The sequence below is a fragment of the Kitasatospora sp. NPDC023120 genome, assembly GCF_055560835.1.
Window position 1 is genome coordinate 382,844 of record NZ_JBVHHY010000001.1, and the last position, 13,565, is coordinate 396,408.

Consider the following 13,565-nt stretch of genomic DNA (forward strand, 5'->3'; position numbering starts at 1 on the left):
GGCCGCCTCAGGCGATCACGACCACCTTGGTGTCCTTCGGCGCGAAGTCCCAGAGCAGCTGCCCCTCGGCGCGGCCGCTGCGGATGCCGCCGGTCTTGGCCTTCGGGTCGGTGGTCGGGGTCGCGCCGTCCATCGCCGCGCTGAAGCCGAACACCACGCCGTTCTGCTGGGCGAAGCGCACCACGTGCTCGATCTGCCGACCGTCCGTGCCGGTGGCGGTCGGGGTGCGGCTGTACACCGCGTAGCTGCCCGGAACCGGCTCGACCGTGCCCGGGATGACCGGGAAGGCGGCCGTGACCTGCGGGTTCTTCTTCGGCTCGACCAGCCAGACGTAGTGGCTGCCCACCGAGTAGACCACCCGCGTGCCGGTGCCCGAGGTGGCCGGCAGCGGCGGCACGGTCGGGGTGGCCGAGGCGCTCGGCGCCGGGGCGGTGGCGGTGCCGACCGCCGTGGTGGTGGGGGTGGGCTTGGCACCGCCGGCCCGGTCCTGGGCGCCGCTGGCCTGGAAGGCCAGCAGGCTCACCACCGCCAGGGCCCCCAGGGTCAGCCCCGTGACCACCACTCCAGGACCCATCTTCGCCACGTGCCGCTCCCGCTGCCGTCCCTTTACGTACCGCCTTATCGTGCCAGGTCCGTCCGTCCGGCTCGCAGCGCCTCGGATGTGTGTTCCCGGTCGGCACACCTTGCCGATCGGCCGGTCGGCCCAACGTCGGTCTAACCTTGACCCCGTGCTGCTGCTCGCGTTCGACACCGCTACCCCCGCCGTCACCGCCGCCGTCCACGACGGAACCGCCGTCCTGGCCGAGACCCACCAGGTCGACGCCCGGCGCCACGGCGAACTGCTGCTGCCCGCGATCGACCAGGTGTTGCGGGCTGCCGGGGTGGACAAGCACCGGCTGACCGGCATCGCGGTGGGCGTCGGCCCGGGCCCGTACACCGGCCTGCGGGTCGGCCTGGTCACCGCCGCCGCGCTCGGCCACGCCCTCGGACTGCCGGTGCACGGCGTCTGCACCCTGGACGCGATCGCCTTCCAGGCCCGTGCCGAGGTCGAGGGCCTGGCCGGGGAGCCGTTCACGGTGGCCACCGACGCGCGCCGCAAGGAGGTCTACTGGGCCTCGTACGACGCCGAGGGCCGCCGCACCGAGGGCCCGGGCGTGGACCGCCCGGCCGAGCTGGCCCCGCAGCCGCGCGCCGTCGGCGCGGGCGCGCTGCTCTACCCCGACGCCTTCCCGGGCGCGCACGGCCCCGAGCACGTGTCGGCCGGTGCCCTGGCCGGCTTCGCCGCCGCTGAGCTGGCGGCCGGGCGCGAGCTGCTGCCGAACGTCCCGCTGTACCTGCGCCGCCCGGACGCCCAGGTGCCGGCTGGCTACAAGGCGGTGCTCCCGGCGTGAACCACGGCACCACCCTGCGCCCGATGCGCTGGTGGGACATCGCGCCGGTGATGGAACTGGAGCTGGAGCTCTTCCCCGAGGACGCCTGGTCCACCGGGATGTTCTGGTCCGAGCTGGCCGAGACCCACTCCGGCGGCACCCGCCACTACACCGTCGCCACCGCCCCGGACGGCACCATCGTTGGCTACGCCGGGCTGATGGCGATCGCCGGCGAGGGCGACGTCCAGACCATCGCCGTCGACGGGCGCCACCAGGGCGCCGGCCTCGGCACGGCACTGCTCACCGACCTGATCCGCGAGTCCGCCCGGCGCGGCTGCGCCGAACTGCTGCTGGAGGTGCGGGTGGACAACCTGCGCGCCCAGCGGCTGTACGAGCGCCACGGCTTCGAACCGGTGGGCATCCGGCGCGGCTACTACCAGCCCGCCAACGTCGACGCGCTGGTGATGCGCCTCGACCACCCGAGCACTGACAGCACCGACCCGAAGGACATTGAGGACACCCGCCATGGCTGACGAACCGCTCGTCCTCGGCATCGAGACCTCCTGCGACGAGACCGGCGTCGGCATCGTGCGCGGCACCACGCTGCTGGCCGACGCCGTCGCCTCCAGCGTCAACGACCACGCCCGTTTCGGCGGCGTCGTCCCGGAGATCGCCAGCCGCGCCCACCTGGAGGCGATGGTCCCGACCATCCAGCGGGCCCTGGACACCGCCGGGATCAAGGCGAGCGACCTGGACGGCATCGCGGTCACCGCCGGCCCCGGCCTGGCCGGCGCGCTGCTGGTCGGCGTCAGCGCCGCGAAGGCGTACGCCTGGGCGCTGGACAAGCCGCTGTACGGGGTCAACCACCTCGCCTCGCACATCTGCGTCGACCAGCTGGAGCACGGCCGGCTGCCCTCGCCGACGATGGCCCTGCTGGTCTCCGGCGGGCACTCCTCGCTGCTGCTCAGCGAGGACATCACCACCGACGTCCGCCCGCTCGGCGCGACCATCGACGACGCGGCCGGCGAGGCCTTCGACAAGGTCGCCCGGGTGCTCGGCCTGGGCTTCCCCGGCGGCCCGGTGGTCGACCGGACGGCCCGCGAGGGTGACCCGACGGCGATCGCCTTCCCGCGCGGCCTGTCCGGAAAGAACGACCCCGAGTACGACTTCTCCTTCTCCGGCCTGAAGACCGCCGTCGCCCGTTGGGTGGAGGCCAAGCGCCGGGCCGGCGAGGAGGTGCCGATCGCCGACGTGGCGGCGTCCTTCCAGGAGGCCGTCACCGACGTGCTCACCCGCAAGGCCGTCAAGGCGTGCAAGGACAACGGCGTCGACCACCTGATGATCGGCGGCGGCGTGGCGGCCAACTCGCGGTTGCGCGAGATGGCCCAGCAGCGCTGCGACCGGGCCGGCATCCGGCTGCGGGTGCCCCGCCCGGGCCTGTGCACCGACAACGGCGCGATGGTCGCGGCCCTGGGCGCCGAGATGGTGTGGCGCGACCGCACCCCCTCGGCCTTCGACCTGTCCGCCGACTCCTCGCTGCCGGTGACCGACGTCCACGTGCCGCACACGCACTTCCACGACCAGGCCTACGACGCCCTCGGCGGCGCCCGATGACCGTCGCCGCGATGTGGGAGGCCCGGGCGGCGGACGGCCGCGGGGCCGAACTCGCCGCCTGGGTACGGGAGTCCGTGCTGCCCGCGCTGCGCGGAACCGTCGGGCTGGAGCGCACCGAACTGTTCGGCGCCCCGGGGGGCCGGGTGCTGCTGATCACCTGGTGGAGCGGCGAGCCGGTGCCGGTCGCCGACCCGCCGGCCGAACTGCTCGGCCGTCCGGTGCACCGCTGGTCCTTCACCAGCGAGCACGTCGAATAAGCCTTCGCCGGGAACCGCCGCCCCGGCCGCTACCGTGCATAGCTGAGAGAAAGCTGGACGGGAACCGGGAGCGCGGTGCGGTGAGCAGGGACGGTCGGAGCAGGGGCAGCCGGAACACGGACGGTCGGAGCAGGACCAGGGCGTACGCGGCGGGGGCGCTGGCCGTGCTGGCCTTCACCACCGCGTGCGGCGACAACGGAGGCGGCGCCGGCGCCGCCCCGGCCGCCACCGCGGCGGCACCCGCCGCGCCCCAGCCCACCGGAGCCGCCCCGACCAGCGCCGCCACCCCGGGCGCCGCCGCGGCGGGCGCGAACGCGGCGGCCTGGGCGAAGTGGAACCTCACCCCGCTCGCGCCCGCCCCGGCACCGCCCGCCGACAAGCCCGTCAAGCTCGAACGGACCGGCCCGGTGCCGGTCTTCAGCGACGTCAAGACGAGCGACAAGGTCGTCTTCATCACCATCGACGACGGTGCCGAGAAGGACCCGAAGTTCGTCGAGATGCTGACCGACCTCAAGGTCCCGATCTCGATGTTCCTGACGAAGGACATCGTCAAGAACGACTACGGCTACTTCAAGCCGCTCCAGGCGCTCGGCAACCACATCCACAACCACACCGTGGACCACCCGGTGATGAGCAAGCTGTCGCCGGACAAGCAGAAGTCCGAGATCTGCGACGACCAGTCGGCGCTCACCCAGCAGTACGGCACCGCACCGCTGCTGTTCCGTCCGCCCTTCGGCGACGGGGCCAACACCCCGACGCTCAACACCTCGGTGCAGGAGTGCGGCCCGCGCGCGATCGTGCTGTGGCGCGAGTCGATGCAGATCCACAACATGCAGTACCAGGCGGCGGACCAGAAGCTGAAGCCCGGCGACATCATCCTGGCGCACTTCCGCGGACCCAAGGAGCTCAAGGGCGCCACGATGACCCAGATGTTCGGCGAGCTGCTGGCCCGGATCCAGGAGCAGGGCTTCTCGGTCGCCCGACTCGAGGACTACATCCAGGCCCCCGCCACCTAGCTAGGACGCCCGGACCGGCTGCCCCAGCATCATCAGCGGGCCGTGGTCGGTGCGGCTGAGGATCACCGTGACGGTGTTCGGCCCGGACGGCTTGAGCTGGCGGCGCAGCTCCTCCGGGGTGATCGCCATCCCGCGCTTCTTGATCACCACCGTGCCGACCGCGCGCTCGCGCAGCAGCGCCTTCAGCTTCTTGATGTTGAAGGGCAGCACGTCGGTGAGCTCGAAGGCGTGCGCGTACGGGGTGGCGACCAGCTCGTCCGAGGTCAGGTAGGCGATCTTCGGGTCGATCAGCCGGCCGCCGACCTGCTCGGCCACCTCGGCCACCAGGTGGGCCCGGATCACCGCGCCGTCCGGCTCGTACAGGTAGCGCCCAACCGGGCCGGCCGGCGGGTCGGGCAGGTCGCCGCCGGTCAGGCTGGCGGCCTGCGGCAGCAGCGTGGCGCGGTGCGGGTGGGCGGCCCTGGTGCCGAACCAGAGCACCGCCTCCTTGACGTCACCGTGGTCGGAGACCCACTCGGCCTCGGCGTCCTCGGGGACGGCCTCGTGCGGGATGCCGGGCGCGACCTTCAGCGCCCCGATCGGGGTCCGCCGACCGGCCTCGATCGCCCAGGAGAGCGGCGGGGCGTACGCCTCGGGGTCGAACACCCGGCCGCGCGAGGTCCGCCGGGCCGGGTCGGTGAACACCGCGTCGTAGCCGGTGACGTCCACCTCGGCGACGTCCGCGCAGCGCACCTCGACCAGCTCGGCCAGGCCCAGGGCGGCGGCGTTGGCCGCGGTGGCGGCGCAGGCCGCCGGGTCCTTGTCGACGGCCAGCACCTCGATGCCCGCCCGGGCCAGCGCCAGCACGTCCCCGCCGATGCCGCAGCACAGGTCCGCCAGCCGCCGTACGCCCAGCTCGGCGAACCGGCGCGCGCGCCACTCGGCCACGCTGCGCCGGGTGGATTGCTCGACCCCGTTGGGCGTGAAGTACATCAGGTCGGCGTCCGCCCCGAACTTCGCCCGCGCCCGCTGCCGCAGCCGCGCCTGCCCGAACGCCGCCGACACCAGCTCCGCCGGGTGCTCCCGCCGCAGACGGGTGGCCAGCGCCAGCTCCTCCTCGGGGGTGAACTCGCGCAACTCGGCGAGCAGGGCCTGACCCTCGGGGGTCAGCAGGGGCTGGAGGTTCTCGGTGTCCACGTGGCCATTCTGACCGGTCTCAGTGGAGCAGGGCGGCCGGCCAGAACCCCAGCAGCCAGAGGACGGGCGCCGCCGCCGTGACGTACGGCGTGAACCGGTACCCGAGCCGCCACGCACGAGTGTGCCGAGGGGAGCGGCTGTCGTACACGAGTACGGGTACTCACCCGTCGTGCGGGATTTCCGGGGCGCGTCGTTGGCACTCTGGTTGACTGAGTGCTAACACGGGCCTATGGTCGTCCTTGGCACTCCCCACCGGGGGAGTGCTAACGCGAAGACGTGTGTCTGACCCCCGCGACGGCAGACTCGCAGGCTCGCCCCTACCCGTTAGAAAACCCCGTAATCTCCGAAGGGGAGCTCGGACGTGACCACCAGCAGCAAGGTTGCCATCAAGCCGCTCGAGGACCGCATCGTGGTCCAGCCGCTCGACGCCGAGACCACCACGGCCTCCGGCCTGGTTATCCCGGACACCGCCAAGGAGAAGCCCCAGGAGGGTGTCGTCCTGGCCGTCGGCCCGGGCCGCTTCGAGGACGGCCAGCGTCTGCCGCTCGACGTCGCCGTCGGTGACATCGTCCTGTACTCGAAGTACGGCGGCACCGAGGTGAAGTACCAGGGCGAGGAGTACCTGGTGCTCTCCGCCCGCGACGTTCTCGCGATCATCGAGAAGTAAGTCGTCCCCGACCCGCCCCGGATCCGTGTCCTCAGTGACAGTGGCCCGGGGCGTGGTTGTTGGTTCACGTAGTTCGGCGGCCGGTGGGCCGGCCGCAGCCCCGAGGGAATAGGGAACATGGCGAAGATCCTGCAGTTCGACGAGGACGCCCGCCGCTCGCTGGAGCGCGGTGTCAACAAGCTGGCCGACACCGTCAAGGTGACCATCGGCCCCAAGGGCCGCAACGTCGTCATCGACAAGAAGTTCGGCGCCCCGACCATCACCAACGACGGTGTCACCATCGCCCGTGAGGTCGAGCTGGACGACCCGTACGAGAACCTTGGCGCGCAGCTCGTCAAGGAGGTCGCCACCAAGACCAACGACGTCGCGGGTGACGGCACCACCACCGCCACCGTGCTGGCCCAGGCCCTGGTCAACGAGGGTCTGCGCAACGTCGCCGCCGGTGCCGGCCCGGCCGCCCTGAAGAAGGGCATCGACAAGGCCGTCGCCGCCGTCTCCGAGCACCTGCTGTCCGTGGCCCGCGAGATCGAGGGCAAGGACGACGTCGCCGCCGTCGCGTCCCTCTCCGCCCAGGACGTCCAGGTCGGCGAGCTGATCGCCGAGGCGATCGACAAGGTCGGCAAGGACGGTGTCATCACCGTCGAGGAGTCGAACACCTTCGGCGTGGAGCTGGACTTCACCGAGGGCATGCAGTTCGACAAGGGCTACCTGTCGCCGTACTTCGTCACCGACGCGGAGCGGCAGGAGGCGGTCCTGGAGGACCCGTACATCCTGATCAACCAGGGCAAGATCTCCTCCATCCAGGAGCTGCTGCCGCTGCTGGAGAAGATCCTGCAGGGCGGTGCCACCAAGCCGCTGCTGATCATCGCCGAGGACGTCGACGGCGAGGCGCTGTCGACCCTGGTCGTGAACAAGATCCGCGGCACCTTCAACGCCGTCGCCGTCAAGGCCCCGGGCTTCGGCGACCGCCGCAAGGCGATCCTCGGCGACCTGGCCACCCTGACCGGCGGCACGGTCATCTCCGAGGAGGTCGGCCTCAAGCTCGACCAGGTCGGCCTGGACGTGCTGGGCACCGCCCGCCGCGTGACCATCACCAAGGACGAGACCACCGTCGTCGACGGTGCCGGTGACGCCGAGGCCGTGGCCGGCCGCGTCGCCCAGATCAAGGGTGAGATCGCCGCCACCGACTCCGACTGGGACCGCGAGAAGCTGCAGGAGCGCCTGGCCAAGCTGGCCGGCGGCGTCTGCGTCATCAAGGTCGGCGCCGCCACCGAGGTGGAGCTGAAGGAGCGCAAGCACCGCCTGGAGGACGCCATCTCGGCGACCCGCGCCGCGGTCGAGGAGGGCATCGTCGCCGGCGGTGGCGCCTCCCTGGTCCACGCCGCCAAGGTGCTGAACGACGGCCTGGGCCTGTCGGGCGACGAGGCCACCGGTGTCGCCGTGGTCCGCAAGGCGCTGCACGAGCCGCTGCGCTGGATCGCCCAGAACGCCGGCCTGGAGGGCTACGTCATCACCTCCAAGGTCTCCGAGCTGGAGATCGGCCAGGGTTACAACGCCGCCACCGGCGAGTACGGCGACCTGGTGAAGGCCGGCGTCATCGACCCGGTCAAGGTCACCCGCTCCGCCCTGGAGAACGCCGCTTCGATCGCCTCCCTGCTGCTCACCACCGAGACCCTCGTGGTGGAGAAGAAGGAGGAGGAGGCCGACAACGGTCACGGCCACTCCCACGGTCACGGCCACTCGCACTGAGGCCTGAACCACTGACCGGAGGCCCGGTCCGCACCCCGCACGGGGAGCGGACCGGGCCTCCGGGGTTTACCGCTTCCGTCTCCACGACGGTCAGCTCTTCAACTATCAGTAGAATTTTGCAGAACGCAAAGAATGCCTTATAACTAAGGCATGATCGAGGCCCGCCATCTGCGCGTCCTGCGTGCCGTCGCCCGCACCGGCTCCTTCTCCGCCGCCGCCCGCGAGCTGGGGTGTACGCAGCCTGCCATCAGCCAGCAGATGAAGGCCCTGGAGAAGTCCGTGGACACCCCGCTGGTGGTCCGTTCGGGCCGCGGGATGCAGCTCAGCGAGGCCGGGCGGGTGCTGCTCAAGCATGCCACCGGGATCCTGGCCGGGCTCTCCGCCGCGGAGGAGGAGGTGGCCGCGATCGCCGGGCTGCGGGCCGGACGGGTGCGGCTGGTCTCCTTCCCGACCGCGAGTTCCACCCTGGTGCCGCCGGCGGTCGCCCGGCTGCGGGACAGCCATCCGGGGGTGCGCGTGTCGCTGGTCGAGGCGGAGCCGCCGGAGTCGCTGGCGATGCTGCGCGGCGGCGAGTGCGAGATCGCGCTGGCGTTCCGGTACCCGCAGTCCGAAGGCGCCGCCGCGCTGCCGGCGCCCGCGCACGGCACGCCGCGCGAGGCGCGGGCCGAGGCCAACCTGGAGGCCCAGCAGCTGACCGCCGGGACCGACTGGTCCGATCTGGTGGCCACCCCGCTGCTGGACGACCCGCTGGTGGGCCTGCTGCCCGCCGCCCACCCGCTGGCCGGGCGGGGCGGGCCGGTGGGGCTGGACGAGCTGGCGGGGGAGCAGTGGATCGCGGGCTGCCCGCAGTGCCGGGGGCACCTGGTGGAGCTGTGCGCGGGAGCGGGCTTCGAGCCCCGGATCGACTTCGCGACGGACGACTACCCGGCGGTGGTCGGCCTGGTGGCGGCCGGGCTGGGGGTGGCGGTGCTGCCCCGGCTCGCCCTGCAGTCGGTGCGTCCTGACGGCGTGTCGACGGTCTCGGTGCGGACGGCCTCGGGGGCGCCGGCGGTGCGCCAGGTGGTGGCGCTGACCCTGCCGGACCTGGCCGAGGTGCCGGCCGTGGCACTGATGCTGGAGCGGCTGGCGGGGGCGGCGGCCGCCCGCTGACGGTGGGTGACGGGGCTCCGGGGGATCCGCACCGGCTGTGACCAGGCTTCGGTGCCGCGAAGGAACGTTTCTTCACGGCGCGGCGCGGAGGCGGGTCTAGTGCTGCGCGACCGCGGGCGGGGTCAGCGGGACCTCCACCAGCCGGTGTCGCGAGCGTCCCAGCATCTCCTCGCGCTCGTCCTCGGTCATCCCGCCCCAGACGCCGTACGGCTCGCGGACCGCCAGCGCGTGCGCCGCGCATTCGGCGATCACCGGGCAGCGCATGCAGACCTCCTTGGCGCTGGCCTCGCGCGAACTGCGCGCGGCTCCGCGCTCGCCCTCGGGGTGGAAGAAGAGCGAGCTGTCCACGCCACGGCAGGCTGCGGAGAGCTGCCAGTCCCAGAGGTCCGCGTTGGGACCGGGGAGGCGGGAGAAATCTGCCATGGCTCATTCCCTTCAGAGGCCGTCGGCCGTCGGCCGGGCGCTCGGCGGGCTGCTGCCGAGCGGTGTGGCGGGGCCTCGATGCACTGGTGTGGACACCTGGAAATATGACTTAAGGCAACTCCATGGACAAGTCACCCACACACTGGCACAACAGTCAATGACCATACGAAAGCTATAAAAACGGGCAAAGTGGGCAAGGGTCTCCGGCGGGCGCAGGCGTGGCAATCGGGTGGCCGACGGGCGCACGGCGCACCGAATCGGTGTGCGGGTCGCACGCGGACCGCGTGCGAGCTGCGGAAAAGTGCGGCGTGTGCACCGCGATGCGGCTGATCGGTAATGGGTTGGCCACGTACAGTGGTGGAGATGGCCCTGAAGGCCGTAACTCATTCGAGTGACGGTCGTTGGAAGTGCGGAGGCGGTTAGCGGGCGCCGGACGTCGGGAACGATCGCGGGCAAGTTGGGGCGATCAGCACGGAGTCTGTCGCCGATCGGCCGTGTCGGAGAGGTTCGTACCAGCCAGGAGGCTCAACGTGACGCGGATCAGCTGCGGAGGACGACGGTCATGACTTCCGTTCTCGTTTGCGACGATTCCCCGCTCGCCCGCGAGGCGCTTCGCCGCGCCGTCGCGACCGTACCCGGTGTGGACCGGGTCACCACCGCGACGAACGGGGAGGAGGTCCTCCGCCGCTGGGTGGCCGACCGCTCCGATCTCGTCCTGATGGACGTCCGGATGCCCGGCCTCGGCGGGGTCGAGACCGTCCGGCGGCTGCTGTCCGCCGACCCGGGCGCGCGGATCATCATGCTCACCGTCGCCGAGGACCTCGACGGTGTCGCGCTCGCGGTGGCCGCGGGCGCCCGCGGGTACCTGCACAAGGACGCCTCGCGCGCCGAGCTGCGGGCCACCGTCACCCAGGCCCTCGCCGACCCGACCTGGCGGCTCGCCCCGCGCCGGCTGCGCAGCCCCGACATGGGCGCCGCGCCGACGTTGACGGCGCGTGAGATCCAGGTGCTGGAGGGCATGAGCCACGGCCGCAGCAACGCCGAGATCGGGCGCGAACTGTTCCTGTCCGAGGACACCGTCAAGACCCACGCCCGACGGCTGTTCAAGAAGCTCGGGGCCTCCGACCGCGCGCACGCGGTCGCGCTGGGCTTCCGCTGGGGCCTGGTCCGCTGACCACCGGCGGCGCCGCCGGGTGTGTCGCGCCGTCGGTGATCCCCGGGGCGGGGGCCGCACAGGCGTGTGACGTCGCGGTCCCGAGGTTGCACCATGGAGGAGTGGAGCACCTCGGGGACCAGCGGACAGGCACTGCGGCGAACCACGCAGCCGCGGGACACTCGGCGGACGGCGCGACGACCAGGACCACCGACGGCGGGGCGGGAGGCGGCACGGTGCAGGAGGGGCCGGTGGTGCGCGGTACGCCCCGTGGTGTGCCAGCGCATAACGTTCCGGTGCACAACTCCGGACGCGGTGCCGCGTTTTCCCGCTCGACCAGGCACCATGGACCGATGCGCGACGACGTCGCCGGTGCGGCCGGCCAGGCGGACCCGGTGGAGGCCGAGCCCTCCGGCCCGGGCCACGATCCGTCGTACGCCGATTCCGGCGGCGCTGCGGCCGTGGCCGGACCGGTCCGGCCGCCGGTGATCGGTTCGAGCGGCTCGCCGCTGGTGGGCGAGCTGGTCGCGGCCGCCGTGCGCGGCGAGGGCCCGGCGATCGACGCCCTGCTCGCCTACGTCCACCCGCTGGCGCTGCGGTACTGCCGCGCCAAGCTGGTCCGGCTGCCGGGCGGGGCCCGGCACCACGTGGACGACGTGGCGCAGGAGGTCTGCGTCGCGGTGCTCTGCGCGCTGCCCCGGTACAAGGACCAGGGGAGGCCCTTCGAGGCCTTCGTGTACGGCATCGCCGCGCACAAGATCGCCGATCTGCAACGGGCCGCGATGCGCGGGCCCGGCTCGACCGTCGTCCCGCAGGACGACCTGCCGGAGGTGCCGGACGAGGCGCTCGGCCCGGAGGAGCAGGCGCTGCTGAGCAGCGACGCGGCCTGGGCCAAGGAGCTGCTGTCCAACCTGCCGGCCCGTCAGCGCGAGCTGGTGCTGCTGCGGGTGGCCGCCGGGCTGTCGGCGGAGGAGACCGGCGAGGTGCTCGGGATGTCCCCGGGGGCCGTCCGGGTGGCCCAGCACCGGGCGCTCAGCCGGCTGCGGGCGCTCGCGGAGGAGTCTTCCTGACCCCGGCCCCGTCGAGCCCGCGGTGGTTCGTGGGCGGTTCGCGGGTGGTCGACGGCGGTGGAATGAGCGCCGGGGCGGGGTTGTTGTCAAGGGCACACGAGGACACATTCGCGGTGCCAGTACCATGGGGTATCGGCGCCTGGGCGGGTTGCCAAAGTTTCACGGGTGCGCGCGGGGTCCCCTTGGAGGATCCTCCCATTGCACCCGGCTTCGGTGGTCTGCGCGAGTGAGCGATGACTGCGCCCCCACCCTCAGGGCGTGAGCGGATTAGGCCGGCCACGGAAGGTACCCCCAAATGTCTTACAACGCCGCAGGCGTACCCGAGAAGTTCGCCATGCTCGGGCTCACGTTCGATGACGTCCTGCTGCTGCCCGGGGCCTCCGAGGTGCTGCCGAACGAGGTCGACACCTCCTCGCGGGTCTCCCGGAACGTCCGCGTCAACATCCCGCTGCTCTCCGCGGCGATGGACAAGGTCACCGAGTCGCGGATGGCCATCGCGATGGCGCGCCAGGGCGGCGTCGGCGTGCTGCACCGCAACCTGTCGGTCGAGGACCAGGCCAACCAGGTCGACCTGGTGAAGCGCTCCGAGTCCGGCATGGTCACCGACCCGATCACGGTCGGCCCGGACACCACGCTGGCCGAGGCCGACGCGCTGTGCGCCAAGTTCCGCATCTCCGGCGTGCCGATCGCCGACGAGGCCGGCAAGCTGCTCGGCATCGTCACCAACCGCGACATGGCCTTCGAGTCGGACCGCAGCCGCCAGGTCCGCGAGATCATGACCCCGATGCCGCTGATCACCGGCAAGGTCGGTATCTCCGGTGTCGACGCGATGGCGCTGCTGCGCCGCCACAAGATCGAGAAGCTGCCGCTGGTCGACGACGAGGGCCGGATCAAGGGCCTCATCACCGTCAAGGACTTCGTCAAGGCCGAGCAGTACCCGAACGCCGCCAAGGACGCCGAGGGCCGGCTGCTGGTCGGCGCCGCCGTCGGTGCCAGCGCCGAGGCGTTCGACCGGGCCCAGGCCCTGGTCGAGGCCGGCGTGGACTTCCTGGTGGTGGACACCTCGCACGGCCACAGCCACAACGCGCTGGCCTGGATCGCGAAGATCAAGTCGGCCGTCGGGATCGACGTGGTCGGCGGCAACGTCGCCACCCGCGACGGTGCCCAGGCGCTGATCGACGCCGGCGTGGACGGCGTCAAGGTCGGCGTCGGCCCCGGCTCCATCTGCACCACCCGCGTGGTCGCCGGCATCGGCGTCCCGCAGATCACCGCCATCTACGAGGCCGCCCAGGCCTGCCAGGCGGCCGGCGTGCCGGTCATCGGCGACGGCGGCCTCCAGTACTCGGGCGACATCGGCAAGGCGCTGGCCGCCGGTGCCGACACCGTCATGCTCGGCTCGCTGCTGGCCGGCTGCGAGGAGTCCCCGGGCGAGCTGCTGTTCATCAACGGCAAGCAGTTCAAGTCCTACCGCGGCATGGGCTCGCTGGGCGCCATGCAGTCCCGCGGCCAGGGCCGCTCGTACTCCAAGGACCGCTACTTCCAGGCCGAGGTGGCCTCGGACGACAAGCTCGTCCCCGAGGGCATCGAAGGCCAGGTGCAGTACCGCGGCCCGCTGTCGGCCGTGCTGCACCAGCTGGTCGGCGGCCTGCGGCAGACCATGGGCTACGTCGGCGCCGCCACCATCGCCGAGATGGAGAGCAAGGGCCGCTTCGTCCGGATCACCTCGGCGGGCCTCAAGGAGAGCCACCCGCACGACATCCAGATGACCGTCGAGGCGCCGAACTACTCGGCCCGCTGACGCGCTGAACCCGGAAGGGCCCGTCGCTGCACCGCAGCGACGGGCTCTTCCGCGTGCCCGGGGAGCGGGCCGTCGGGGCGGTGCCCCGTCCGGTACGGGATACTGGGGTGCGGCCGGGGTGAC

General features: G+C 72.3%; 14 protein-coding genes. 11 read left to right on the forward strand and 3 right to left on the reverse strand.

All coding sequences use genetic code 11. The features are described from left to right. Positions 1–7: 7 nt before the first annotated feature. A complete protein-coding gene (locus ACZ3TI_RS01910; RefSeq protein WP_465722502.1) occupies positions 8–574 on the reverse strand; it encodes a hypothetical protein in 567 nt (188 codons plus the stop codon). Between the two features lie 154 nt (positions 575–728). Between ACZ3TI_RS01910 and tsaB the strand changes: the two genes are divergently transcribed. From tsaB to ACZ3TI_RS01935, 5 genes are all read left to right on the forward strand, one after another. Further along, positions 729–1,391: a tRNA (adenosine(37)-N6)-threonylcarbamoyltransferase complex dimerization subunit type 1 TsaB gene (tsaB, locus tag ACZ3TI_RS01915; protein WP_465722235.1), complete on the forward strand. Its 663-nt coding sequence runs from the start codon at positions 729–731 to the stop codon at positions 1,389–1,391. A 23-nt stretch (positions 1,392–1,414) separates the two neighbouring features. Beyond that, complete coding sequence (rimI, locus tag ACZ3TI_RS01920; protein ID WP_465722503.1) at positions 1,415–1,903, forward strand: ribosomal protein S18-alanine N-acetyltransferase; 489 nt, start codon at positions 1,415–1,417, stop codon at positions 1,901–1,903. Further along, positions 1,896–2,984, forward strand: coding sequence for a tRNA (adenosine(37)-N6)-threonylcarbamoyltransferase complex transferase subunit TsaD (gene tsaD, locus ACZ3TI_RS01925; RefSeq protein WP_465722237.1), 1,089 nt, complete (start codon positions 1,896–1,898; stop codon positions 2,982–2,984). The genes rimI and tsaD overlap by 8 nt, the downstream gene beginning before the upstream one ends. Beyond that, entirely contained in the window at positions 2,981–3,241 is a 261-nt protein-coding gene (locus ACZ3TI_RS01930) for a hypothetical protein (protein WP_465722239.1), read from the forward strand. Before tsaD ends, ACZ3TI_RS01930 begins: the two co-directional genes overlap by 4 nt. A gap of 80 nt (positions 3,242–3,321) precedes the next feature. Further along, positions 3,322–4,257: a polysaccharide deacetylase family protein gene (locus ACZ3TI_RS01935; RefSeq protein WP_465722241.1), complete on the forward strand. Its 936-nt coding sequence runs from the start codon at positions 3,322–3,324 to the stop codon at positions 4,255–4,257. Here ACZ3TI_RS01935 and ACZ3TI_RS01940 read toward each other — a convergent pair whose 3' ends face one another. Further along, positions 4,258–5,433: a THUMP-like domain-containing protein gene (locus tag ACZ3TI_RS01940; protein ID WP_465722243.1), complete on the reverse strand. Its 1,176-nt coding sequence runs from the start codon at positions 5,431–5,433 to the stop codon at positions 4,258–4,260. Positions 5,434–5,794: 361 nt separating this feature from the next. Here ACZ3TI_RS01940 and groES point away from each other — a divergent pair, with 361 nt between their 5' ends. The 3 genes from groES to ACZ3TI_RS01955 all read left to right on the forward strand — a co-directional run bounded on the left by groES (position 5,795) and on the right by ACZ3TI_RS01955 (position 8,998). After that, on the forward strand, positions 5,795–6,100 hold the full coding sequence (groES, locus tag ACZ3TI_RS01945; RefSeq protein ID WP_014136232.1) for a co-chaperone GroES: 306 nt from the start codon (positions 5,795–5,797) through the stop codon (positions 6,098–6,100). Between the two features lie 117 nt (positions 6,101–6,217). Beyond that, positions 6,218–7,849 (forward strand): chaperonin GroEL, encoded by a 1,632-nt coding sequence (gene groL / locus ACZ3TI_RS01950; RefSeq protein WP_465722245.1) that lies wholly within the window; start codon positions 6,218–6,220, stop codon positions 7,847–7,849. A gap of 150 nt (positions 7,850–7,999) precedes the next feature. Beyond that, on the forward strand, positions 8,000–8,998 hold the full coding sequence (locus tag ACZ3TI_RS01955; RefSeq protein ID WP_465722247.1) for a LysR family transcriptional regulator: 999 nt from the start codon (positions 8,000–8,002) through the stop codon (positions 8,996–8,998). Positions 8,999–9,094: 96 nt separating this feature from the next. Here ACZ3TI_RS01955 and ACZ3TI_RS01960 read toward each other — a convergent pair whose 3' ends face one another. Next, positions 9,095–9,421: a WhiB family transcriptional regulator gene (locus ACZ3TI_RS01960; RefSeq protein WP_030055868.1), complete on the reverse strand. Its 327-nt coding sequence runs from the start codon at positions 9,419–9,421 to the stop codon at positions 9,095–9,097. 562 nt (positions 9,422–9,983) lie between these two features. Between ACZ3TI_RS01960 and ACZ3TI_RS01965 the strand changes: the two genes are divergently transcribed. The 3 genes from ACZ3TI_RS01965 to guaB all read left to right on the forward strand — a co-directional run bounded on the left by ACZ3TI_RS01965 (position 9,984) and on the right by guaB (position 13,442). Further along, the gene (locus ACZ3TI_RS01965; protein WP_014136228.1) at positions 9,984–10,595 is read left to right on the forward strand and encodes a response regulator transcription factor; all 612 of its coding nucleotides are present in this window, start codon (positions 9,984–9,986) and stop codon (positions 10,593–10,595) included. Positions 10,596–10,927: 332 nt separating this feature from the next. After that, positions 10,928–11,644 carry an RNA polymerase sigma factor ShbA gene (gene shbA / locus ACZ3TI_RS01970; protein WP_465722249.1) on the forward strand — a complete coding sequence of 239 codons (717 nt, stop codon included), beginning with the start codon at positions 10,928–10,930 and terminating at the stop codon, positions 11,642–11,644. A gap of 295 nt (positions 11,645–11,939) precedes the next feature. Then, positions 11,940–13,442 carry an IMP dehydrogenase gene (guaB, locus tag ACZ3TI_RS01975; RefSeq protein ID WP_465722251.1) on the forward strand — a complete coding sequence of 501 codons (1,503 nt, stop codon included), beginning with the start codon at positions 11,940–11,942 and terminating at the stop codon, positions 13,440–13,442. Positions 13,443–13,565: the final 123 nt, after the last annotated feature.

What these genes read in the sequence shown, in the direction of transcription:
- ACZ3TI_RS01910 (WP_465722502.1), bottom strand. Translation starts at nt 574, where the DNA reads ATGGGTCCTGGAGTGGTGGTCACGGGGCTGACCCTGGGGGCCCTGGCG.
- tsaD (WP_465722237.1), top strand. Translation starts at nt 1,896, where the DNA reads ATGGCTGACGAACCGCTCGTCCTCGGCATCGAGACCTCCTGCGACGAG.
- rimI (WP_465722503.1), top strand. Translation starts at nt 1,415, where the DNA reads ATGCGCTGGTGGGACATCGCGCCGGTGATGGAACTGGAGCTGGAGCTC.
- ACZ3TI_RS01930 (WP_465722239.1), top strand. Translation starts at nt 2,981, where the DNA reads ATGACCGTCGCCGCGATGTGGGAGGCCCGGGCGGCGGACGGCCGCGGG.
- groL (WP_465722245.1), top strand. Translation starts at nt 6,218, where the DNA reads ATGGCGAAGATCCTGCAGTTCGACGAGGACGCCCGCCGCTCGCTGGAG.
- guaB (WP_465722251.1), top strand. Translation starts at nt 11,940, where the DNA reads ATGTCTTACAACGCCGCAGGCGTACCCGAGAAGTTCGCCATGCTCGGG.
- shbA (WP_465722249.1), top strand. Translation starts at nt 10,928, where the DNA reads ATGCGCGACGACGTCGCCGGTGCGGCCGGCCAGGCGGACCCGGTGGAG.
- ACZ3TI_RS01965 (WP_014136228.1), top strand. Translation starts at nt 9,984, where the DNA reads ATGACTTCCGTTCTCGTTTGCGACGATTCCCCGCTCGCCCGCGAGGCG.
- ACZ3TI_RS01955 (WP_465722247.1), top strand. Translation starts at nt 8,000, where the DNA reads ATGATCGAGGCCCGCCATCTGCGCGTCCTGCGTGCCGTCGCCCGCACC.
- ACZ3TI_RS01960 (WP_030055868.1), bottom strand. Translation starts at nt 9,421, where the DNA reads ATGGCAGATTTCTCCCGCCTCCCCGGTCCCAACGCGGACCTCTGGGAC.